This is a genomic window from Staphylococcus pragensis, assembly GCF_004785665.1.
GTDB classification, from domain to species: Bacteria; Bacillota; Bacilli; order Staphylococcales; family Staphylococcaceae; genus Staphylococcus; species Staphylococcus pragensis.
In genome coordinates this window covers 256179-281238 of the sequence record NZ_SRPJ01000002.1, presented here as the reverse complement: position 1 = coordinate 281238, position 25060 = coordinate 256179, and the positions used below count along the sequence as shown (strand labels likewise).

23 protein-coding genes are annotated in these 25060 nt (G+C 34.5%); 10 read left to right on the top strand and 13 right to left on the bottom strand.

From position 1 onward, the window contains the following. Positions 1–102: 102 nt before the first annotated feature. The 4 genes from E2558_RS07085 to E2558_RS07070 form a co-directional block, all read right to left on the bottom strand. Complete coding sequence (locus E2558_RS07085) at positions 103–576, bottom strand: helical membrane plugin domain-containing protein (RefSeq protein ID WP_126565850.1); 474 nt, start codon at positions 574–576, stop codon at positions 103–105. Next, on the bottom strand, positions 576–3530 hold the full coding sequence (gene fdhF, locus E2558_RS07080; RefSeq protein ID WP_126565851.1) for a formate dehydrogenase subunit alpha: 2955 nt from the start codon (positions 3528–3530) through the stop codon (positions 576–578). The genes E2558_RS07085 and fdhF overlap by 1 nt, the downstream gene beginning before the upstream one ends. A 312-nt stretch (positions 3531–3842) precedes the next feature. Beyond that, a complete protein-coding gene (locus E2558_RS07075; protein ID WP_135789023.1) occupies positions 3843–4790 on the bottom strand; it encodes an LCP family glycopolymer transferase in 948 nt (315 codons plus the stop codon). Positions 4791–4905: 115 nt separating this feature from the next. Next, positions 4906–5697, bottom strand: a complete 792-nt coding sequence (locus tag E2558_RS07070) for an inositol monophosphatase family protein (protein ID WP_126566445.1) — start codon at positions 5695–5697, stop codon at positions 4906–4908. Between the two features lie 553 nt (positions 5698–6250). Here E2558_RS07070 and E2558_RS07065 point away from each other — a divergent pair. The 6 genes from E2558_RS07065 to E2558_RS07040 all read left to right on the top strand — a co-directional run bounded on the left by E2558_RS07065 (position 6251) and on the right by E2558_RS07040 (position 11776). Continuing rightward, positions 6251–6952 (top strand): helix-turn-helix transcriptional regulator, encoded by a 702-nt coding sequence (locus tag E2558_RS07065; RefSeq protein ID WP_126566442.1) that lies wholly within the window; start codon positions 6251–6253, stop codon positions 6950–6952. A gap of 86 nt (positions 6953–7038) precedes the next feature. After that, entirely contained in the window at positions 7039–7407 is a 369-nt protein-coding gene (locus E2558_RS07060) for a hypothetical protein (protein ID WP_126566440.1), read from the top strand. Between the two features lie 103 nt (positions 7408–7510). Beyond that, positions 7511–8578, top strand: a complete 1068-nt coding sequence (locus tag E2558_RS07055; RefSeq protein WP_126566439.1) for a MupG family TIM beta-alpha barrel fold protein — start codon at positions 7511–7513, stop codon at positions 8576–8578. After that, positions 8566–9453, top strand: coding sequence for an N-acetylmuramic acid 6-phosphate etherase (murQ, locus tag E2558_RS07050; protein ID WP_126566436.1), 888 nt, complete (start codon positions 8566–8568; stop codon positions 9451–9453). The genes E2558_RS07055 and murQ overlap by 13 nt, the downstream gene beginning before the upstream one ends. 13 nt (positions 9454–9466) lie before the next feature. Continuing rightward, positions 9467–10903: a PTS transporter subunit EIIC gene (locus E2558_RS07045; protein WP_126566434.1), complete on the top strand. Its 1437-nt coding sequence runs from the start codon at positions 9467–9469 to the stop codon at positions 10901–10903. Beyond that, positions 10904–11776, top strand: coding sequence for a MurR/RpiR family transcriptional regulator (locus tag E2558_RS07040; protein WP_126566431.1), 873 nt, complete (start codon positions 10904–10906; stop codon positions 11774–11776). It begins immediately after the preceding gene. Positions 11777–11982: 206 nt separating this feature from the next. On the opposite strand, the gene E2558_RS07035 is transcribed toward E2558_RS07040, so the two are convergent. Further along, positions 11983–13371 carry an amino acid permease gene (locus E2558_RS07035; protein WP_126566429.1) on the bottom strand — a complete coding sequence of 463 codons (1389 nt, stop codon included), beginning with the start codon at positions 13369–13371 and terminating at the stop codon, positions 11983–11985. 405 nt (positions 13372–13776) lie between these two features. Here E2558_RS07035 and E2558_RS07030 point away from each other — a divergent pair, with 405 nt between their 5' ends. Further along, the gene (locus tag E2558_RS07030) at positions 13777–14127 is read left to right on the top strand and encodes a hypothetical protein (protein WP_126566428.1); all 351 of its coding nucleotides are present in this window, start codon (positions 13777–13779) and stop codon (positions 14125–14127) included. Continuing rightward, a complete protein-coding gene (locus E2558_RS07025; protein ID WP_126566425.1) occupies positions 14127–14315 on the top strand; it encodes a hypothetical protein in 189 nt (62 codons plus the stop codon). Before E2558_RS07030 ends, E2558_RS07025 begins: the two co-directional genes overlap by 1 nt. A gap of 62 nt (positions 14316–14377) precedes the next feature. Here E2558_RS07025 and E2558_RS07020 read toward each other — a convergent pair whose 3' ends face one another. Further along, positions 14378–14569 (bottom strand): hypothetical protein, encoded by a 192-nt coding sequence (locus E2558_RS07020; RefSeq protein WP_126566423.1) that lies wholly within the window; start codon positions 14567–14569, stop codon positions 14378–14380. Positions 14570–14575: 6 nt separating this feature from the next. Continuing rightward, entirely contained in the window at positions 14576–15220 is a 645-nt protein-coding gene (locus E2558_RS07015) for an HAD-IA family hydrolase (protein WP_126566420.1), read from the bottom strand. A gap of 329 nt (positions 15221–15549) precedes the next feature. Between E2558_RS07015 and E2558_RS07010 the strand changes: the two genes are divergently transcribed. Beyond that, on the top strand, positions 15550–16080 hold the full coding sequence (locus E2558_RS07010) for a hypothetical protein (RefSeq protein WP_126566418.1): 531 nt from the start codon (positions 15550–15552) through the stop codon (positions 16078–16080). Between the two features lie 401 nt (positions 16081–16481). On the opposite strand, the gene E2558_RS07005 is transcribed toward E2558_RS07010, so the two are convergent. Further along, positions 16482–18092 (bottom strand): alpha-glucoside-specific PTS transporter subunit IIBC, encoded by a 1611-nt coding sequence (locus E2558_RS07005; RefSeq protein ID WP_126566415.1) that lies wholly within the window; start codon positions 18090–18092, stop codon positions 16482–16484. A 195-nt stretch (positions 18093–18287) separates the two neighbouring features. On the opposite strand from E2558_RS07005, the gene E2558_RS07000 reads away from it, so the two are divergent. After that, entirely contained in the window at positions 18288–19049 is a 762-nt protein-coding gene (locus E2558_RS07000; RefSeq protein WP_126566413.1) for a MurR/RpiR family transcriptional regulator, read from the top strand. A 73-nt stretch (positions 19050–19122) separates the two neighbouring features. Here the strand turns inward: E2558_RS07000 and E2558_RS06995 are convergent, their stop codons facing one another. The 5 genes from E2558_RS06995 to E2558_RS06975 form a co-directional block, all read right to left on the bottom strand. After that, on the bottom strand, positions 19123–19638 hold the full coding sequence (locus E2558_RS06995; protein WP_103329242.1) for an SRPBCC family protein: 516 nt from the start codon (positions 19636–19638) through the stop codon (positions 19123–19125). A 141-nt stretch (positions 19639–19779) separates the two neighbouring features. Continuing rightward, positions 19780–21075: a Na+/H+ antiporter NhaC family protein gene (locus tag E2558_RS06990; protein WP_126566410.1), complete on the bottom strand. Its 1296-nt coding sequence runs from the start codon at positions 21073–21075 to the stop codon at positions 19780–19782. A gap of 225 nt (positions 21076–21300) precedes the next feature. Beyond that, on the bottom strand, positions 21301–22182 hold the full coding sequence (locus E2558_RS06985; protein ID WP_126566408.1) for an SDR family oxidoreductase: 882 nt from the start codon (positions 22180–22182) through the stop codon (positions 21301–21303). A 128-nt stretch (positions 22183–22310) separates the two neighbouring features. Continuing rightward, entirely contained in the window at positions 22311–23438 is a 1128-nt protein-coding gene (locus E2558_RS06980; RefSeq protein ID WP_126566405.1) for an amidohydrolase, read from the bottom strand. Then, the gene (locus E2558_RS06975; RefSeq protein WP_126566403.1) at positions 23435–24616 is read right to left on the bottom strand and encodes a SulP family inorganic anion transporter; all 1182 of its coding nucleotides are present in this window, start codon (positions 24614–24616) and stop codon (positions 23435–23437) included. Before E2558_RS06975 ends, E2558_RS06980 begins: the two co-directional genes overlap by 4 nt. Positions 24617–25060: the final 444 nt, after the last annotated feature.

The following is a 25060-nucleotide window of genomic DNA, read 5'->3' as shown; positions in this document are numbered from 1 at the left end:
ATTTATGTCACAATGGTTTACAAAATAATGAAAAAGAAACCCTTATTAAGAGTGAGATACTTAGCGTACTACTCCTAAAAAGGATTTCTTATGTGTATTGAATTAGTCTTCGCCTCTAGACATACCTTTAAGCAAATTCAACATATAAGTTAAACTACGGTTCATATCATCATCTTTAAGCACACCCATTAAACCACGTACAGACGTTTTAGCATTAGGGCTAGCTTGGTTTGCCACGTGAAGACCTTTATTTAATTTATTCAAGAATTGGCTTAACTCTTGAACATTTAACTCACCTAACATAAAGACCATAGGCGCTAAGTTAGTAATTAACCCAGCATATAAATCTTTATTAAGTTCAGTCATAAATTTATTGATAATTACTTGACGGCCTCTAATTCCACCATTCATTAAATCAAGAATTTTAGCTTCGTCAAGTGCTTTAACAATACGTATTGCTTTTAAAATACTATCTTTATTTTCAGCAATTGCGTCTGTTACTTCAATTAAACTTTCTTGTTTAATTTGCTCTTCGGACTTTTCTAAACGGTTAATTTTAGTAATTCTTTCAGCCATTATTTATCCACCACATTTCCTGGGAAAACATAATCTGGACGTTCCCATTTTTTCTGTACTTGGACACTATATTGCGGATAACGGTGTTTATCAACACGGAAGTTGGTTGGATTCAATGGTGATTTACCTTTACGTGTTAATACTTCCATACGACAACTTGTACGTTTATATGATGGTGTATCAGTATATTTATCAACATCACTGTTTGTTAATTTATTGATAGCACCTATGTCACCGTTAGACATCGCATCGTTATTTAATGGAATGTAGATTTCTTTACCTTTTACGCGATCTGTAATTGTTGCGATTAATGTTGCTTCACCAGTTTCTGAAATTAATCTTAATTCAGCACCTTCGTGAATATCACGTTCTTTGGCAAGTTCTGGAGAAATTTCAACGAATGCGTTAGGCATTTTGTATTTAACCATTTCAGTTTGATAAGTCATATTACCTTCATGGAAGTGTTCAAGTACACGACCATTATTTACATGTAAATCGTAAACTTCATCTTCTTTGAAGAAGTTATCAAATGTTAATGGGAATAATTTTGCTCGTCCATTTTCAAAGTTAAAGCCGTTCATATACAATGTCGGTTCATCTGTGCCATCTGGAGCAACAGGCCATTGTAAACTATTAAAGCCTTCTAAACGATCATAACTTACACCTGAGTAAGAAGGTGTTAAGCGTGCAACTTCATCCATGATTTCTGAAGGATGTTGATAGTTCCAATCTGCCCCCATTCTTTGAGCGATTAATTGGAAGATTTCCCAGTCTGGTTTAGAGTCGCCTAATGGTTGTAAAGCTTTATTAATACGTTGAATACGACGTTCAGTATTAGTGAATGTACCGTCTTTTTCAAGTGATGGACTTGCTGGTAATACCACATCAGCATATGTTGCTGTGAATGTTAAGAACTCATCTTGTACAACTAAGAAGTCTACTTTTTCTAATGCAGATTGTACGAAGTTGATGTTTGAGTCTACAATACCAGTATCTTCACCGTATAAGTATAATGATTGAATTTCGCCGTTATGGATACCTTCCATCATTTGGTGATTGTCGCGTCCTGGTTTAGGATTTAATTTCACACCATATTCTTTTTCGAACTTAGCTCTTACTTCATCATTATCTACTTTTTGATAACCTGGGAATTGGTCCGGCATACTTCCCATGTCACTCGCACCTTGTACGTTATTGTGACCACGTAATGGATATGCCCCTGAACCAGGTTTTCTATAGTTACCTGTTACAAGTAATAGGTTTGAGATTGCCGTACTAGTATCACTACCGATATCTTGTTGGGTAACACCCATAGCCCAACAAATTGACATTGATTCTGCTTTAGCCGCTTCTTCGGCAAAGCTAATGATTTGTTCTTTAGAAATACCTGTTGCCTCTTCAGCAAATTCCATTGTAAATAGATCTAATGATTGATAATACTCATCAAAATTATCTACCCAATCATTTAAGAATTGTTTGTCATGTAAGTCATTATCAATGATATATTTCGTTGCAGCACCTAACCATACTAAGTCAGTACCTGGTTTAGGTTGATAGAATGCATCGGCACGTTCAGCCATTTCATGTTTTCTGATATCAAATACATGCATTTTTGAGCCAAATAATTTTTGACCGCGTTTAATACGTGAGGCAATTACTGGATGTGCTTCTGCAGTATTTGTACCGATTAATACTGTCATAGCTGCTCTTTCTAAATCATCAATTGAACCTGAGTCACCGCCATGACCAACAGTACGGAATAATCCTTTTGTTGCTGGTGCTTGGCAATATCTAGAGCAGTTATCAACGTTATTTGAGCCAAATACTTGGCGAGAAAGTTTTTGCATTAAGTATGATTCTTCGTTTGTACCTTTAGAAGAAGCGATAAATGCTAAATGATCGCCACCGTATTCGTTTTTAATACGTTTGAAGTTTGTTTCAATTACATCTAGTGCTTCATCCCATTCAACTTCATGGAATTCGCCATCTTTTCTAACAAGTGGTTTAGTCAAACGTTGATCTGAATTGATGTGACCCCAAGAGAATTTACCTTTCACACATGTTGCAATTTTATTTGCCGGTGAATCGTGTGACGGTTGCATTTTTAAGATTTCTCTATCTTTCGTCCATACATCAAATGAACAACCTACACCACAATATGTACAAACTGTTTTCGTTTTCTTAATGCGTTCTTTACGCATTTCTGCTTCTGAATCTGAAACTGCGAATAATAAACCATCGCCTGGTTCAGCTTTCTTAGTTAAGTCGATCATAGCTGCTAATGAACCTGGTTCAGTATCAGTCATATAACCTGCATTACCTTCCATATTAACTTCCATCATTGCGTTACATGGACAAACTGTTGCACATTGACCACAAGATACACATGAAGATTCGTTAATAGGTACATCATTATCCCAGATTACACGAGGATGTTCACGATCCCAGTCGATTGAAATTGTTTCGTTTACTTCGATGTCTTGACATGCTTCAACACAACGTCCACATAAAATACATTGGTCTGGATCATAACGATAGAATGGACCATAATCTTTTTCATAAGGTTTTTCTTTATATTCATATGATTGTTCTTGTAAACCCCATGCGTCCATAGCATTATGAATTTCACAGTCGCCGTTGTTATAGTCACATACTGTACAATACAACATATGTTTTTCTAAGATTCTATCTAATGCTTCTTTTTGACTTACTTTTACATCATTATTTTGTGTATTAACTGTCATAGGACGATCTACAACCGTACTACACGCACGTTCAATTTTGCCATCGATTTCAACCATACATGTATCACATGTTTGAATTGGTCCCATCGATTCGTTATAGCAAATTGAAGGCACGAAAGTATCACGAGATTTAATGAATTCAAGTAAATTCGTTCCAGGTTCCACAAGATAATCTGTACCGTCAAGCGTTACGATTAAATGTTCTTGCATACTTTCCACCCCATCTATATTTTTTACCGTAAAATTAACTAATTAAAAAATATTCCATTCCAATACCCCACATATATTGAACATAGAATTACTTTAATTGTATAACTATTTGTGAATAATGTTAATAGTTTCATAAATTTTTTCAATATTTAAAGTTTTAAAATATGATAATAATTAAGTTTATTTAAATCACTTTACTGTACCTTTTTTGTAAAATTACAAACTATATTTTCATAAAAAGTAAAAAAACAAACACGCCTACTCTTCGTTTAAAAGTAAAGTTAGAGCAAGCGTGTTTATGAAGTTAACTAGTTAGTTATTTAAATTATTATTGAGTATATCTGAAGCTTGTTGCTTAGACGAATCATTTGGAATAAAGTACCATAAGCCATCACTTTGAATGCCACCTTGGCCATCTAATTGATGACGATTGACAGTATTATTGGCATCTTTGTAATTACTTCTAATTGCATTCATGTCACTTAACGTTAAGTCTGTAGTTACATTCTTTTGAATTTCTCCTATTAATGAAGGGAAATGTGTCAATGCAGAGGCGCTAGTCATTTTATTAGCCATCGCTTGTAAGACCAATTGTTGACGTTCTTGACGACCGAAGTCTCCACCTGCACCTTCTTCTTTACGACTTCTGATAAATTCCATAGCAGTTTTACCATCTACGTGCGTTGTTTGACCTTTAGTAAACTGAGTACCATTGAAAGAAAATGTATCGTTACTTACTACATCGACGCCACCTAAAGCATCAATCATCTCATGTAATCCATCCATATCTACTGTGGCATAATGGTCAACAGGCACATTCATTAATTTCTCTATAGATTTAACTGCCATCGTTGGCCCACCATAAGCATAAGCATGATTAATTTTTTCAGTAGTGTTATGTCCTACAATCTGTGCTTGTGTATCACGTGGGATACTTACAATTTCTGTAGTCTTTTTAGCTGGATTTATAGATAGCAACATGATTGTATCACTACGTTCTCCATCATTGGCACTTTTACGTTGGGCATCAGAATCGACACCAAATAATGCAATTGTAAATGGATCACCGTTGTTTAAATTAACATTTTTAGAACGCAATTCTGAGTGCTGACGATTTAAAGGGTTATGAATTTTGTCACCAGTAATATAAATACTGGCTCCTATGAATATAACTGCTGCAATGGCTAATACTACTAAAATTCCAATTAGCCATAGTAGAATTTTGACGGGCAGGCTCATTTTATTTCGAGTGCTACGCATCCTACCACTCCTATCTTATTTTGTGAATTATATATCTATATCATTATATATGAAAATTATTTATTTTCTATACATCTCAAGTTGTAATTTTCACTAAAATAAGATAATCTATCAGCTATTTCAAATAACCGCTTCCTTCATTTAAAATAGATAACATTTCTTCATGACATCCTTTATTACTAATAATAAATGGTCCGCCTTTAGCATAATCTAAAGGTCCTCCATCTAGGCGTGTTATTTTTAATCCTAATTGTTCAGCAAATAAGAATTGTGCTGCGATATCCCATGGCTTAGGATCTGTATTAAAGTGTGCGCCAAATTGACCTTTAATGACACGTATTGAATCTAATCCACATGCACCAATGTATCTCACACCAAATGCCGCTTTATATAGCGCTTTATTTGCACGATCATTAATATATTCTGAGCCAAAAGAAATAATTGCATCTTCCAATTTCACTTCTTTTGGTGCTTGTAAAGGTTGTCCATTCACATAAGCGCCTTGACCTTTAATCGCTTTATAAAGTTTTCGATGTGGATAATCATAGATATAAGAAAGTTGTGGTTCGCCATTTTCAAAGTAAGCTAAAATAATGCAATACTCTTCTTGCTGTTTAACTAAATTAGCCGTGCCGTCAATTGGATCCATAATCCATAAGTGGCCTTCATAAGGTTTAATTGAATCATTATTTTTTTCTTCGCCCAATAACTGATGGCCAGGAAAATGTTCAACAAGGTAGTCCTCAAATTGTTGTTGTAATTGTTTATCTACATTCGTTACTAAATCAAAGCGGTCTACTTTAGTATCGGTAGTCATTTCAGCAATTAAATTAGGTATCACATTGTCTAAATGTTCAAGCCATTGTGCAATGTGTTGATCGATATGTTGAAGTTGGTTTAGTTCCATCGCTTGCACCCCATTTATATTATTTCATTTTATTTTATCTTAAAATTCTATTTCTTTATAGGTTAAGTTACACAAATAAAAAAAATCGGCTAGTCATCTGCTAGCCGACAAATAGAAAGGAAAGTAAGTAATAAATATTGAAGATGTTTCGATGTAACCCGAACGATTCACAATAAGCTATCTGTTATATAGCTTCTACCCCTTTGTTTGAATTTGTTCTCCCCTGTTACAAATATTATATTAGCATAAAAAAACTATATATGTAAGCGTTTTCCAAATAAATTATGTTTATTTTTACACTTAAAATCTACTATAAGTGATTAAATGTCTTCTATCTCAGTCTTATGTTATAATTAATGTAATAAGTAACGCATAATCGATATTAAAGTAACCTTAATTATAAAGGCTGAAAGAAAACCTTTATCAGTCAAGGAAACGAAATGCGTAACGATGGGAACTTACTATTCTTTAGTGACCGACGTGACGTATGAGGTGACGATGAGTGAAAGGGTTTGTCTCCAGCCTGATATGTAATGTCCAGGCGGTGAAAATATTGAATAAACAAGAAAGACAGAATCAAATTATTTTAGCTATTAAACAAGGACACAAAGTCAAAGCTTCAGAATTAGCGCAACAATTTAATGTTTCAGTGCGGACAATCACTCGAGATATGGCTGAATTAGAAGCGAAAGGCGTTCAACTATACACTTCTAAAGGTAAACGCGGGGGTTACGAAATACATAATAATGAGGGAAGTATTCAGCTCAATTTAAACGAACAACAGATCATTGCCTTATTTTTAACCTTAATAGAAAGCAAATCATATTCAACGTTACCATATTCAGAGTCGATTGAAACTATTATTAATCAATGCCTGACTTTATCTAATGTGCGACTTCGTCATTCATTAAGACATATGAATGATTTCATTAAATTTGAAGATACTCAAGATATTACCTTGCCTAAATTATTCGCCGACATTTTAATTTATAGCAATGAACGTCACGTCATGTTAATTGATTTTCAAGAAGATAATAAGTTTATTGCCGAAAATGTTATTTTTATAGGCTTACTTTGTCGCAATGGTATATGGTTAGCCATCATTTACGAAATTGGTTCTGGGCGTACACGTGAATTACCTGTACTTGATATCTATGATATTTCTTATTCTTTCGAAAAAACGATTAAAACTTACGACATTACTATTCATAACTACACTGATTTTTTAAATTCAAACGAGGAAGAAGAGCACTAACTACTTTTAAAGCGTTCTTCTTACTCGATTATCCTATATTTCATCTCCGCTTTACTCTCCCCCATTTTCCTAAAAGGAGCAACTCAATGACCAACTCACAATTACCTATTAACTATCAACATAATTTAATAGACTTACTGACACTTGTTGAAACAATAAAATATTATTATTTCATGGAGCCAAAACGACTCATTCAAGCTATTGAACAATTCAATATAATCGTCGACACTTATTATTCGGAAGCTAATTTGCAACAGCACGAGAATATTGCCAATCCCACTATACATCTATCTCCCGCTTCGGCATTTACTACTTATCAGAAATTACTTCATTCCCTAAATCAACAACCTCTTCATCACTTTCAACAGGGAGAATTGCTGTGCGATTTACATGAACGTCATCGTCGCATCTATCAAACTTATATCACTATCCAAAGCATATTTAATGAATTATAAACCTCCGCCTATTTTGAAAAGAGGTTGCCCTTAACGTAAATTGTCTTTACACTAGCAAAACGATATAATGAGGCTAGATTAATGTAACTTAGGAGGCAGCTTTATGTTGGGTTTCTCAGTGTACTTAGGTGAACCATTAAATAAAGAATACATCTTAAATATGATAAGCAAAGGTTACCGTTATATATTTACATCTTTACAAATTCCTGAGGAGAATGAAGAAACAAAATTGACATATTTGGGAGAATTATGTCAATTATTACAGGACACGCCTGTAACCTACATTATTGATCTCCATCCTTCTTTACTTAATCAACAACTTTACAGTTTTTTACAACAGTATCCAAATGGGGATTTTGCGATCAGAATAGATGACCATTTAAATATGGCTCTTATACATGAACTTTACACACATAATTTAAAATGTTGCTTAAATGCTAGCACAATAACTTCAGATATACTTAAATCAATTTACACGCAAGAACATTTACCTGAAATACTATACTGCCATAATTATTATCCGAGACCAGATACAGGCCTATCACTGAGTAGTGTACAAGAACGTAACCAATTAATTACTCAATATGATAAGGAAGCGCAGATTATTGCTTTTATTCCAGGTACCATACTAAGAGGACCTTTATTTAAAGGTTTACCTACTATTGAACACCATAGATCAACACCTACATTATTAGCTGCACACTCATTACTTACTATCGGTATCCATCACATTATGATTGGTGATTTAGCTATTAGCGATGATAAAGCTAAGGCTTTAGCTCAAATGATACTACATCGTCATTTCGTTATTAACGTTTCATCTTACTCTTCTGCCTATGCAGAACTCATATTTAGAACTCATACATCGCGTATCGATGCACCAGAACATCTTATTCGTTCTAAAGAATCGAGAGCGATAAATCATCTTACTATTGAACCAGATCATCACCATGATGGTGTACGTAAGAAAGGTACCATTACCATCGATAACCTTTTAAATAAGCGCTATGAAGGTGAACTTCAAATTATTAAATCAGAATTACCTAGTCACCCCAATATTAATTATGTGGCTACTGTATCTTCTGAAGATTTATACATTCTTGATTTGATTCAACCTGGCGACACATTTGATATTATTTCTGAAAAGGAGGACTGTCTATGGAACACTTAACAACTGAAAGCAGAAATCAGCACACGATGCATTTAGATGAAATGTCTATCTCAGACGCACTTAATACAATGAATCAAGAGGATCAACAAGTGGCACAAGTCGTAGCACAAATCCTGCCACAATTACGCGACGTTATTGAACAAACGATACAACGTTTCCGTAGTCACGGTCGCCTTATATATATCGGTGCAGGCACTAGTGGTCGCCTAGGCGTATTAGACGCTGCTGAGTGTGTACCTACATTTAATACTCAACCTACAGAAGTGGTGGGAATTATTGCAGGTGGACAACAAGCAATGACTGAAGCTGTAGAAGGCGCAGAAGATAACTTTGAAATGGGCGCTAATGATTTAAAGGATATTCATTTAACTGAAAAAGATGTAGTAATCGGGATTTCAGCGAGCGGTCGTACACCTTACGTTAAAGGCGCACTTGAGTATGCAAATTCATTAAATGCAATGACAGTTGCATTATCATGTAATACCAATAGTGAGATGAGTAAATTAGCTCAGTTTCCTCTTGAAGTACCAGTGGGTCCTGAAGTATTAGCTGGCTCCACCCGATTAAAATCTGGTACTGCTCAAAAGCTCGTTCTAAATATGATTTCTACATTAACTATGATAGGCATTGGAAAAGTATATGATAACTTAATGGTTGATGTGAAACCAACAAATTATAAATTAGAGCAACGTTCGATTCATATTATCGAAGATATATGTGGCTTAAATTATGACGAAGCTTTTGATTTATATGAACGCGCTGATTCTAATTTAAAAGTAGCCATTGTAATGAACTTACGTGATACCACTAAAGAAGACGCTAAATTAAGATTATTAAATCACAACGGAGTGATTAAACAAGCTATCAAATCTTAAGGAGGCACTGCGTATGAACAAAGAACAACAACTCGCCCATCGCATTTTAGATGCTGTGGGAGGAATTGAAAACGTTAGTAATATTATTCATTGTATGACACGTGTACGTTTAAAAATTATTGATGATAACAAAATTGATTATACTGAGTTAAAGAAGATAGATGGTGTGCTTGGAGTTGTTAAAGATGAACGTCTTCAAATCGTCGTCGGCCCTGGAACTGTAAATAAAGTCGCGCAAGAGATGGCTAAAGTAAGTGGCACACAATTAGGCGAAGACATCTCTCATGAACAAAGTCATCAGCGACGTATTGAACAACAAGCACAAGAAAATAAAGCGTCGTATACTAGCAAACGTAAACAAAGCAAAATGAATCAAATTTTAAAAACGATTGCCAATATTTTTATCCCTTTAATTCCAGCTTTTATAGGTGCTGGTTTGATTGGAGGTATTGCTGCCGTTCTAAATAATTTCATCACAGCTGGTACTATTTCTGCTGATTGGGTGAAACAACTCGTTGCGGTGTTAAATGTGATTAAAGATGGGATGTTAGCTTACTTAGCCATCTTTACTGGTTTCAATGCTGCTAAAGTCTTCGGAGCAACTCCAGGTTTAGGTGGCGTTATCGGGGGTACCACATTACTAACAGGTATTACTCCAGAACACCCTATAAAAAATATTTTTACCGGGGAACCATTACTTGCCGGCCAAGGTGGGATTATCGGTGTCATCCTAGCGGTATGGTTACTAAGTTTAATTGAAAAACGATTACATAAAGTAGTCCCAAATTCAATTGATATTATCGTAACTCCTACTATTTCACTATTAATAATCGGTCTATTAACGATCTTTGTTATTATGCCTATTGCTGGCTTCATTTCAGATGGTTTAGTTGGCGTTGTCAATTGGGTCATTGGCGTAGGTGGACCATTTAGTGGCTTTATCATTGGTGCTTTCTTCCTACCACTCGTGATGTTAGGATTACATCATATTTTCACCCCAATACACATCGAATTGATTAATCAATCAGGCGCTACATATTTATTGCCAATAGCAGCTATGGCTGGCGCTGGACAAGTAGGCGCTGCACTTGCCCTTTGGGTGAGATGTAAAAAGAATACAACCTTACGCAATGCTATTAAAGGTGCTTTACCAGTCGGCTTCTTAGGTATTGGCGAACCCCTTATTTATGGGGTAACGCTTCCATTAGGTCGCCCATTTATTACGGCATGCATTGGTGGTGGTATTGGAGGTGCAGTAATCGGAGGCATCGGTCACATTGGTGCTACCGCTATTGGACCTAGTGGTATCTCTTTATTACCTTTAATCGCACACCAAAAATATCTTGGCTATATTATCGGCTTAGTCTCTGCCTATATTGGAGGATTTGTATTCACATATTTCTTCGGTACGACTAAAGAAATGAGAAACTTAGACAAATTAGGTGATTAGATGACAAATATTTTATATATCATTGATGAGAATTATAATTCATTTTCTAAAAATGAGAAAAAATTATCACGTTTCATATTAAATTCACCGCATGCCCTCTTACGGATGTCCAACCAAGAGGTCGCTGAAGAACTAGACATTAGTGTCTCAACGCTAAATCGTTATAGTCAGAAATTGATTAATGCAAGCTTTCAAGTACTTAGAAATGAATTAAAAACTTTATTTCCTAAACAAGTGACACCTTATAATATAGAACTTGTAAACAATGAACCTGTCGAGACATTGAAAAAGAAGCTATGTGCACGCGCAGAAGAAGCATTAAAGAAGAGTGCGAGGTTTACAGATGATAGCACTATTGATAAGATTTGCGATAAATTCAAACAATCAGAAACTATCTTTATCTTCGGATACGGTGCTTCATTCGTTTGTGCCACTGATTTATATCAAAAATTGTCACGCGTAGGTTTAAATGTTCAACTTATTCAAGAAACACATCTGTTTACGACAATGTTATCAACGCATAGTAATAAAGATTGTGTGATCTTTATTACAAACAACGGTGAACAAAGCGAATTACAAGCGATGACGAAAGTCGTTGCTGACTATCATATTCCTATTATTGCTATTACAAGTTCTGATAATAATCCAGTAGCACGTCAATCTGAGCTGGTATTAACTTACGGTCATTCTGATGAAAATGATTTACGCATGGGCGCAACCACTTCTTTATTTGCACAAATGTATACGATTGATGTACTGTTTTATCGCTATGTGGCGTTAAATTATCAGTCTTCATTAGATTATATTACTCAATCGAAAATGGCTTTAGATAATTATCGAAAACATTTATCAAATATAGAATTTAAACATTAAGACAGTATAAAAAAGGGAGTGGGACAGAAATTAAAGAAATTTCGTCGTCCCACCCCGGCAAAGATGACTAGATTTGAAAAAAGCTTGATTTAAGCGCATTTTCAAACCAGTCAGCTACTGCCAATATATTAGCAAAGGCTGAGACATTTTTATTTGTCTCAGCCTTTTTTGAATAATGTGTTGTTTATAGTTTATTTTCAGTTTTATTATTTAAGATTGCGTGATGTATCATTTTTGTGGTGTCCACGGATGAAATAGTAAACCGTTACGCCTGCTAAGAAAATAATACCGATAATAACAGATACTACAGTATCTTTGTTGAATAACATACCTACAAGTACTACTAATAAGAAAATAATAGTAATGATACTTGCTGGAGTACCACCAGGCATTTTGAATGGATGCCCTTCAACTTTTTCAGGATGTAATTGTCTGAAACGAATATGACTAATTAAAATCATAAACCAAGGAATCATACCTGGTAAAATTGAAGCACTATATACATATACGAAAATGCTGTCTGCACCTTTAATGAATAAAGGAAGAATAACATTTAATAATGCACCGATTAAGATACCAATAGCAATAGCTAGTACTGGATAGAATGGCACACCGTTTTTCATTACGCGAGTGAAGATTTTAGGCATTTGACCTTTTTGAGCTAATGTGAAAATCATACGACTCGCACTGAAGATACCTGAGTTACAACCTGATAATGCAGCTGTTAATACTACAAAGTTGATTAAACCTGCTGCGAAAGTGATACCAATTTTAGCAAATGTTGCTACGAATGGGCTACCAATGTTTCCTAATTGATTCCAAGGGTATATAGAAACAATTACAAAAATAGCACCAATATAGAAGATTAAAATACGCCAGATAACACCGTTAACCGCACTTTTAATATTCTTTTGAGGATCTTTAGTTTCCCCTGCAGTAATACCAATCAATTCAACCCCTTGGTATGAACCAATAACGATTGATAATGCAAAGAAGAATCCTACTAAACCGTTTGGCATGAAGCCACCGTGAGACCATAAATTAGAAATACCAATTGGATGGCCGCCGTTACCAATACCAAAGAAGATTAATCCAAGACCTGCAATAATCATTAATAAGATTGTTACTACTTTAATCATTGCAAACCAGAATTCAAATTCACCAAATGCTTTAACAGACGTTAAGTTTGCTGCTAATAAAAGTAATACCGCAATCACACCTGGAATCCAACCTGGTAAATGTGGGAACCAATAGTTCATGTATTCACCAACGGCAATAACTTCACTCATACCTACAACAATCCACTGGAATATATTACTCCATGCTGTCATGTAACCAGCTGCTGGATGGATATAATCACTTGCAAATGTAGAGAAAGATCCAGTTGTTGGATTTAAGTAAATCATTTCCCCCATTGCTCTCATGATTAAAAATAAAAAGATACCTGCGATTAAATACGCAAAGATAACTGAAGGACCAGTCCACTTAATTGTACTAGTTGCTCCCATAAATAAACCAACACCGATAGTCCCACCAAGTGCGATCATTCTAATTTGACGTGCACTTAGCCCCCTATGTAATTCATTGTTATCCATATAAAATAACCCCATCTCTATTTAATCTAAGGTGGAATAGTTTTATTTTCAGAAAACCTCTTTTTGCTTTCCCTCTTTCCCTAAAAAAACATCCTTTACCTTATTGAAGTTATTATACTATAATTTGACAAAATTAAAACAAAAATTTTACAAATATTTGAAATCGCTTCCATTACTGTCATGATTAGTGTTTGCAAATTTTCAAAAACATTGATTTCAAGCCTTTTTAACGCGTTAAAGCGAGTTACTTTTTACTATTTTTTTAATTGAAAAATTTCACTTTTTACAAAATTTACTATCTTCTTATTAAATATGATGTTAAATTTTCTAATAATTAGATCTATCAATTTCGGTAAAATAGAATATGTTATACTCTTCATAGATTAATTAAGGGAGCATAGTAACATGCAAGCATTAGTAAAAAAGAGTGCTACATTATCCGTATTCTTTGGTATTATATTTTTCTTATTAAATTATTTTTCAGCTAAACATGACACAATAAGTCCTCTACTTATTAGAACATTATTAGCTACGTTAACTTTTTTTGTACTATATATTATCGTTTTTTCAATATTTAATTCTGATGCGCGCAAAATTAAGTTTGGAATAACATTATCTATTTCAACCATCCTTTTCTTAATTATTGGTGCATTATTTTTCACAATTCAAATTGGTGTGATTATCGGATTAATTGTAGGTCTTATTGCTGGATTCGTATGGGAAATCATTGAAAAAAGAAATGGAGGTACACATTAATGTCAGTAACGATAGGTATTATCTTAATAATAGTTCTACTATTGCTTAGTTTAATTCCAAACTACAAAGCAATGAAACAAGCTCAATCTCAAGGAGTTAAAAGCACGCGTTTTACTGTAATGGTAGGTATTGATTTAATACTGATTGTACTATTAATAGTAACTATTATTTTAAAATTAATTATTTAAAAGCTATATTAAAAGCCTTAACCTCATTTCATATACATACAAAATGAGGTTAAGGCTTATTTTTAAATTCTACCTTGTAATAACAGGAAATAACCTATCGTGGCTAAAATTAAATAAATCATTGTACCTACTATAAACGAACGAAGTTGTACTTTAAATGGGATATGCTTACTAAATATAGGGCCTAATACTAAATTACCAATACCAATAATGATTGGTCCCGCTAAGAAGAATAAGATAATTTGCCAAGACATATGCCTTTACTCCTTATCCTTTTCAAAAAAGCGTGCAATAATCTCATCAAAGTTTAAATCTTTACCAACATATGGAATGGATGAAAAATCTTGCGCTTCAGTCATTTCATTTGTATTAATAATTACATCAAGTCCTGCATTTGTAGCACCAGTGGCACCATTCGCTGAATCTTCAATAGCTAAACAATGTGCCGGTGAATAATTAAGCTGTTGTACTGCAGTTAAGTATAATTCTGGATCTGGCTTTACCGCTTCTACATCTTCACGCCCAACAATAACGTTAATATATTCGTCTAGTCCTAACTTTTGTACAGTAGGCATAATATCCTTTTTGTAACTACTTGTCGCTATCGCCATTGGAATATGACGTTGTTTTAAATATGCCATTAATTTAGAGACTGTTTCTATCATTTCAAGTTCATGACTGGTTTGATTATGTTCATCGTAAATTTTTTGTTTATTATCTTGTCCTATTTGGTTCTCAAGATAATCGTGCAATCCCTGGGCATGTCCACCAATATGACTACGGTAAAATTCTAATGTCACAGGTTCAACTTGATGATGGTTTAAATGTTTATTAATGATTTCATATAAATGTTTTTCTGTATCAATAATGGTGCCATCGAAATAGAATACGACTGCTTTATACATATAATTACTCCTTTAAACTATACAATTATAGTTAAGTTTAACATATGCAATTAACCAGTTCATGCTTCATTTTTCAAAACTAAACTTAAATATTTGAGTTTAATAAAAATCTGAAAATTTAATTAACTGTTATGTAATTATATCGAAACGTTTAAATATGGTTAAGATTATATTACAAAAAAATTAAATTAAAGTTCGTTCGAAAGTCCTAGTGATTATATTCAAAAAGAGTGATACAATCAGTGTGTATTAATGAACGGCGTACGATTATTTAAGTCTTTATAGCTAAATGCGTTCTACATATAATAAATAAATTAGGAGGTCATTGCATGTTGTTAGATAAATTCGAAACTTACGTGCTCAACATCGTAGGTTTGAAATCTAGATCGACTCGAAAAAAATTAATCAAAGTCTGCAAAGATGTTAAGTTTTGCGACTCTTTCCAATACTCTATTATTAAACACAATAATATTCCAGCTTTAGAAGTAAGCTTGCCTAAACAACAGCTTCCCTACTTCATTAGCTTTTTAAGTTTTTATCAATTCTCAATTTACCAAATTCTTTCACCTAAGCATTTAAATATGCTATTAGATTCAGAGCAATCTTATCAATCTTCTAAACGATTTGATGTCGCTATTGATGGCCTCCAAGATGCATTTATTAAAGATAAAGTAATTGATATTATGACTTATTTCTCAAATCAATTTGACATTAAATATACATTAAACAATAACTGTGCAAGTGTATGTTGCCCACCTGAAATTTTCACTAAATTACTACAAACGATTGCTTGTCGCAATATTGATATATTATCAGCTACGTATAAAACACATGTAATGCATAAAGCAAACATTTCTTAATAAAAGAAACATATTAAGAAGCACTCACGACCATGTTATGAAGTAAAAGGTCATTTCTATATAAATTATATAGAAATGGCCTTTTTTTACTTATAAGTAAATGGTACGTACTTTGCGACGCCTGAGGTATGAGTTATTGATGAACGTAAGTGTTCACACACTTACGTAAGTAGTTCTAAGATAGATGACGAAGTGTAGTTGTGAAGACTCCTAGGGGAGCAGTGCTAGTCGAAGACTACAGGCTGAGACGGCACCCCAGGAACGCATAGCAACTTAAGTGAGTTAATATCTATCTAAGAACGCCTTTACATGACTACAAGGTATTGTAAATAAAGAAGCCAGTAAATGAACTTATAAATTCATTTACTGGCTATTTATCTAAAAATTAAATCCAATTTATCTTACTTTGATTTATTTTTATCATTTTCATCGTAAACAAGATGTTCGAATGCTTCACGTACTTGAGGTACTGTCATACCCACTACGACTTGTACGTTCTTACCACTTTTTACTAGGCCATGTGCCATTTGATCATGTGTAAAGTAGCCACTATCTTCTACTTTAGATTCATCATTTACTGTTAAGCGTAGACGTGTTGTACAGTTTGTCACATCTTTAATGTTTTCTTTTCCTCCTAGACCTTCTAAATAGTAATGTGCTTTCGCTTCATATTCATTGTTTGGAGTGAAACCTGCATTGTCAGTGTTTCCTTCACCTTTTTTCTCTTTATAATCTTTCTTAGAGAACAATTTAACTTCTTCTTCAGCACGACGACCTGGTAATGGAATGTCGAATTTTAATATTAAGAATCTAAATACGAAGAAGTAAATTGCAGAGAAGATTAAACCAATAATAACTTGGGCAACATAAGTCATCCAATGATTTTGACCTAATGGAATCCAGTTAGTAGCGATGAAATCTAATAAACCGCCACCCATGTTACCTACAACACCAAAACCATACATGATTGTATCCATTGTAGCTGCTAATAAAGCATGAATAACAAATAAATATGGTGCGATAAATAAGAATGTGAATTCTAATGGTTCAGTGATCCCTACCACGACTGCAGTTAAAGTTGCAGGAAGTAATAGTGCTGCCACTTTTTTACGATTCTCTTTAGGTGTTGTTGAGTACATTGCTAAAGCAATACCAATAGCACCAAATACTTTACCATTACCTTGTAACATGAATCCATAATGGAATTGATCTTTTAATGGTTTGCTACTTTCAGCAAATTGATTTAAGTGTCTGAACCATTCTGCTTTCAAACCATCTTTAGCTACAACTGGTCCAACCTCAATTGGTGCATAAATAAAGTGATGTAATCCTGTTGGAATTAAGACACGTTCTAAGAAATGATATAACCATACGCCGATATATCCTGATGCAATGATAAAATGTTGCATTGATTCAATACCACTTTGAATGGTTGGCCATACTACACAAGTAATCGCAGCAATTGGTAACATGACGAAGAACGAAATAGTGACTACAAATGTTAAACCTTGGAACACGCCTAACATTTCAGGTAATTTTTTACTGTAATATCTGTTATGTATCCAAGTCACAATCGCTGAAATGATGATACCACCTAAGATATTTGTGTCTAATGTTTCAATACCAGCAATTGCTTTTAATCCAGTTACATTTTCAACACCTTTTTCTAAGTTGGCATCAAATGTGTGCGGCCATTGTGTTAAAATCGCGTTGATAAATGTATTGAACATTAAATAACCCATTAATGCTGCTAATGCCGCATGTCCTGGCGCTTTTTTAGCTAGCGATAATGGTAAACCAACTACGAAGACAATTTCCATATGATTGAAGATGACCCAGCCACCTGATTCAATTACTGACCAGAACTTGAACCAGAAAGTGTGTTGATCAGCTAATCCACCCATTATGGTTGGGTTTTTAAATAATGTTGCAAATCCTAATACAATCCCAAAAAATGCAAACATTAAAACGGGAACTATCATTGCGCTCCCAAAACGTTTAATAGCATTCATATTTTTACCCCCATATCTTTCCAATCTATGTTGTGACAATATTAATATGTAAAGCGTTTTCTTAATAACTTATTCTATATTATAGTAAACGCTTTCATATATACAACGGCGTTGACTGATTTTGAAATATTTTTGTATAATCAGTTTATGTTTTCTATGAGTGAAAATATTTTCAAAAAAATTAGAGGTGTAATTGTGCTATTAGATGAAAGAGTAAATGCCAATTTCGATAAACTAAATGATAATGACCTTCAAATTGCACATTTCGTTAATACCAATATCAATAAATGTAAAACGTTAAAAATTCATGAACTTTCTCAATATACGCACGCATCCAACGCTACGATCCATCGTTTTACACGTAAACTTGGTTTCGATGGCTATAGTGATTTCAAATCATATTTGAAATTTGAAAGCGAATCTTTGAGTCAATTGCCAACGGATTCAATAGATGCGTTTAAACAAGAAATTGAAACAACATTCAATTATTTAGACCGTGTTGATTATCATTTACTAACAGATAAAATTAATCATGCTTCAACTGTTTATTTATACGGCACAGGACGTGCTCAAAGAAATGTAGCTGAAGAAGCACAACGTATTTTATTAACTATGCATAAAAATATTATTGTGTTACATGATGAACATGAAATTAAAATGGTACTTAATCGTTCAGTAGATGAAGATTTGTTCTTTATCATTTCGTTATCTGGCGAAACATCACAGCTTACTGATATTACAAATTTGCTGAAGCTCCGTCAAAAGTACTTTATTTCTGTAACGACGATGAAAGATAATACGCTTGCACAACATGCCAATTACAATGTTTATGTCGCAAGTAATACATTCTATTTATATGATGGGACAGATTATTCTAGTTTTATTAATTATCATATCTTCTTTGAAACATTATTACGTAAATATAACGAGCGTAAAGAGAAAGGTGAATTAGCGTAACCCCTGCAACCCCTGCCCACTAAATAAAAAATAAGCGTCGAATAGTTATCTATTCGACGCTTATTTATTGAAATTATAATAATCCATTATCTTCAACGTACTGATGTAGAACTTCATGCATTTTATCAAACATTAATTCTAGACCATGTACAGTCGCATCATGATATTCTTTTTTCTTATGTTTATATTCTAATGCCGTTAAACGACGCTCTTTTTCAACTAAAGATTGATAAAAGAAGAACATTTGTGTTCCACCAGACTCACGCTCTTCAAACTCTACTTCAATTACATCTTCATTATCGCTTAACTCAGGCATGCCGATAGTCATTTTAATGTATTCATCTGAAACTAATTCTTCATATTTCCCTTGTATCACATTTTGTTTGCCATTACGAGCATCTACAATGCGATACTGGCCGCCTTCATGAATGTCTGCATCAAACACTTTATTTGTACGTTGCGTTGTCATAAACCATTGTTTTAATAAATTGACATCTGTCCATGCTTGATAAACTAATTCTGGCGAATATTTTAATAAGCGTTCAATATGAATTTCAACATGTTCATTTTCCACGTTATACTTTGCCACTTGCTTCACCTACTTTCACTCTTACTTTTATTTTAACGCATTTATAAATAGTACCAAACTTTCAACTATTGAAATGTATAAATTATTTGTTTTTCATTTTCGAAAATTAAAAAATAAAACTAGTTCGCCAAAATAATTACGTTAAGCCTTAGGTTTCACTCTTGGATAGCGTAAAATAATTGCTATTACACCACAGACACCTAACATAATTGAATAAATACAATAAGGCATTACACTAAACGGCGATATACTTGCTACTGCGGCAGCAGCAATAACTTGAGGACTGTATGGTAAGAAACCTTGGAAACAGCCTGCAAAGATATCCAGTAAGCTAGCCGATTTACGAGGATCAACGTCATATTCATCAGCAATATTCTTTGCTAAAGGACCAGCCATAATGATTGAAATTGTATTATTTGCTGTCGCAATATCCGCTGCACTGACTAAGCCAGCGATACCAAACTCCGCACCACGTTTAGACTTAACTCTTGATCTTACAAAGTTAAGCAACCAGTCAACGCCACCATTATGTTGAATAATACCAACTAGTCCGCCAATTAGTAAAGCTATAATCGCAATGTCTTCCATACTCATAAGGCCTTCAGACACTGCTTTTAATAAACCTTGCCAGCCAAAAGAACCATCTATCAGTCCAATCATACCTGATAACAATGTACCACCGATTAATACAATGATAACATTAACGCCTATCACCGCTAAGATTAAGACTAACACATAAGGAATGACTTTCACTAAATTGTAGTCATAACTCTTTGAGTGATCAACGGTTACACCATTCGTTAAGAAGAAAAGCACAATAATAGTTAAAATCGCACCAGGTAATACAATCCAAAAATTCACTTTAAACTTATCACTCATTTTAGTTTTTTGCGTACGAACTGCCGCAATCGTTGTATCTGAAATCATCGATAAGTTATCGCCAAACATTGCGCCACCGACCACGGTGCCCATCGCTAACGCAGCAGAAATGTCAGTTGCTTGCGCAAAGCCGAAACCAACAGGAGCGATAGCTGCTACTGTACCAACAGAAGTTCCCATGGAGATAGAAACAAACATACATATGATAAATAATCCTACAATGATTAAATTTTGAGGAATAAGGGATAAACCTAAATTAACTGTAGATGTTACGCCACCCATTTTTTCAGTGGTCGTTGAAAAGGCGCCAGCCAGAATAAATATAAATACCATTAAAATGATATTAGAATGGCCTGCCCCTTTTGTGAAAATCTCAACTTTATCTACAAACTTTTCTTTTCTATTCATTATTAAAGCAACAATCACAGTGATTGTGATTGCTACGTTAAGCGGCATACTTGTAAAATCACCTGTAATAGTACCTACACCTAAAAATAAAGCTATAAATAATACTAAAGGAAGTAATGCCCAGGCATTGCCTTTCTTCCTATCTTCCATATTTGACCTACTTTCTATAATCTGACATCAGTTTAACTTTAAAATTACAAGAATACTAATTTAACGTCAACCTATTTTCATGAAAATTACATATATTCACCTCGAATAGTGACGTTATATGTGTATCAGCGCGTTATCAGCCGAAACTAAAGCACTCAAAAACTTCTTTAAAATCTAAAAAAGCGAGAGCATTAACAACTCTCGCATTGACTTCAACTGTATTAATTAATCGATTTGAATACCGCCAGTTACACCAAATACTTGTCCAGTTGTATAACTTGATTCTTCTGAAGCAAGCAATACATACGTACCAGATAATTCAACTGGTTGACCCGCTCTACCTAGTGGCGTTTCTTGACCAAATTTAGGAATCGCTGATTGAGGTTGACCGCCACTAATTTGAAGTGGTGACCAGAATGGCCCTGGTGCCACACAATTCACACGAATGCCTTTCTCTCCTAATTGTTCAGAGAAACTTTTTGTTAAAGAAATAATCGCAGCTTTAGACGCCGCATAGTCATGAATGATTGGACTAGGATTATAACCTTGAACAGATGATGTTGTCGTAATTGAAGCACCTGGTTGTAAATAATCTAACGCTTTTTGCACTGTCCAGAAGACTGGATAAACATTCGTTTCAAATGTTTCTTTAAATGATTCAGTGTCGAAATCTTTTAAGTCATCATGATATTGTTGATGACCCGCTACTAAAGTCACATTGTCTAATCCGCCTAGTTCATCATGTGCTTTCTCTACTAAATCATAATTGAATTGTTCATCACGTAAATCTCCTGGGATAAGCACCGCTTTACGACCTGCTTTTTCAATGACTGCTTTAACTTCTTGCGCATCTTGTTCCTCACTCGGAAGATAGTTGATTGCCACATCAGCGCCCTCTTTCGCATAAGCAATCGCAGCTGCACGTCCAATCGCCGAATCACCGCCTGTTACAAGCATCTTGTAATCTTGAAGACGTCCGTGGCCTACATATGATTCCTCACCACAATCTGGTTGCGGCGTTAATTCAGATTGCAAACCTGGTACAGGTTGTTCTTGCTTCTCATAATCTGACGTTTTAAATTTCGTTCTTGGATCTTGTGCACCCATGTTAAATCATCTCCTATAGAATAATCACTCACTATTTACCCAACTTCATAGCCCTTTTAATCATTCTTTTTGAAAATGCACAACCAAACAGCACTCGTAAAAAATTATTCTATACTAACAAACACCTTTTATGCATACTCAGCAAGTAATTGATGAATCAACGTTATGAAGTACTCAGGCACCTTTTCCAAGATACGCTCATCAGGATCATACTTAGGATGATGTAAGTCATACTCACTATTAGAGCCAATAAACGCAAAAACACCTGGATGATTAGCCAATAATCCTGAAAAATCTTCCCCAATGGTATAAGGTTCATCTAATTCAATGACGTTATAACCAACCTTCTTAGCCGCTTCTTTCGCCTGCTCTGTTAAGAACTCATCATTCATCACAGCCTGTGGTAAATGCGTATAAACCAGTTCAATTTCTACATTAAAGAGTTGTTCAAGCCCTTTCGCAATATCAGTCATACGTTGTTCAATTTGGTCTTGAATTTCTGGTTTAAATGAACGCACTGTACCTTGAACATATGCGTTATCAGCAATGACATTCCATGTGTTACCTGAAGATACTTCGCCAATCGTAACCACCGCACTATCAAAGGCAGATAAATTACGACTCACTATCGTCTGTAAACTAGTAATAAGTTGACCTAACACCATGACTGGATCGTTACCTTGTTCTGGTTTAGCTGCATGTGCACCTTTTCCACGAATTTTAAATTCGAAACGATCCACGGCTGACGTTATAGGACCAGACTTGATCGCAAATTCTCCTATATCTAAAGTTGGATAATTATGGAAACCTAGAATCGCTTTGACATCATCTAGTGCCTCTGTTTCCGCCATTGCTAATGCACCTGTCCCCACTTCTTCTGCCGGTTGGAATAAGAATTTCACTCGCCCTTTTAATTCAGATTCTTGTGCTTTTAATTGTGTCGCTACTGCTAAAATGCTTGCCATATGAATATCATGTCCACAAGCATGCATAGCCCCCTCATTAGAAGAGGTAAAATCGTGATCTACTTGTTCTTTAATTGGTAAGGCATCTATATCTGTACGTACTGCAATACAAGGTTCGCCTTTCCCTACTTCTGCTACAAACCCTGTTTCAAGCGGAATATCAATGATTTTAATATCATATTCTTTTAAAATTTCTTTTAAGCGTTGAGTGGTTTCAAATTCATTATTAGATACTTCCGGATATTGATGAAATAAACGACGCCATTGAACGTAATCTTTATATTCTGTCATGTCGTGCTTCGTCCTCCCTTTTTCAAAATAAATTGAACAATATAGTATACGACTGTACCTACTACAACACCGATTGCTAAATTATGCGTGGTTAAAACTAAAATAATGGTAACTAACATCACAAACGTACGTGTGACAGGTGCTTCGCGCAAATGCTTGAACGTTCGGCGATCGAATGTGTTAAGTGAAATAGTAATTAAGACACTAGCTAATACCGCCATAGGAATTAATCCGACAATCGGCGCTAAAATGAAAATACAAGATAGCAAGAGTAGTCCTGTTACTAACGTTGCTAAACGCGAAGTCGCGCCCATTCTATGATTAAACTTCGATTGACCTACAAGTGCACTACTGCCATATCCGCCAAATAATCCAACTAACATGTTTGATATACCTTGAGCAACCACTTCTTTATCTTTATCGGTAGGATTTTGAGTAATTACATTCATCATTTCGTTCGTTAAATTGGTTTGTACTACTGAAATAATAGCCATAGTCAAACCATATAAGACAATGACGCTTAAAGCATGATAATGAAATAATTCAGTAGGTAAAGTAAGCTTCGGTATAGCAATATGAATGTCAGCTAAGTCATGGACTAATTGGACATGAGGCTTAAATATATAACTACCTACCGATACAAGAATAATTGCAATCAACGGTGCTGGGACCGCCCGAATCAATTTAGAAGATAAAAATATAATGACAAACGTAGCAATTGCGACTATATAGGTCGCAACAGAGATACCAAATATATACTTAATTTGAGTAGTTAATAATAAAATACCTAAGGCATTCATAAATCCCATAACTACCGTATCTGGTATTAGTTTTAATACTTTATCTATATGACATAGTCCAAATATAAAAAGTACGATACCCATTACAATCGTTGCGGCAATTAAGTAATGCACATTGTAGTGCTCAACTAAAGGCGCGCCCACAATAGAAATACCACTACTTGGTCCAGAAACCATACTCAATCGTACACCTAGAAAACTTATGAAGAAGAGCATTAACCCGCAACTCATAATGCCGATAGTTGGACTTATGTGGACAATAAATGAGAATGCTATGGTGGTAGGAAGCAAGGCTAGTCCCATCAATATGCCTACTAAGATATTTTGTGAAATATCTTTATTCCATTGTTGTAAGTAGGTTTGATATCTCTCCTGCATAGCGCTTCCCCCTTTATCTTTATGGTATCACAATTGTCAAATTTTTCTCACAATTAACATTTATATTTATTTCGTATTAAAAAAGCCACTCTTCCACATAAGAGCGACTGAAATTTAATATAATAAATTATTTAGTTATGAGAATTATTAAAAGCAATAATTTTAATAAACCTAAGTGTTCAAACACTTAAGTAAGTAGTTCTAAGATGAACTACGAATGGCGTTGCGTGACTCTTGGTGTTTTTTATATTGAACACTAGTGCGTGTGCACTTGTGTAAGGCGTTCTAAGATAGATAACGAAACGTAGTTGAGTGACGCCTGAGGGAGCAGGATGAGTGTCGAGACCAAGACTCGACCCAGCCCCCTAGGCAAGCGTCGCAACAAAATGAGTAACATTCATCTAAGAACTACTTTACAAGACCAAGGCTCGACTTATCCCCCTA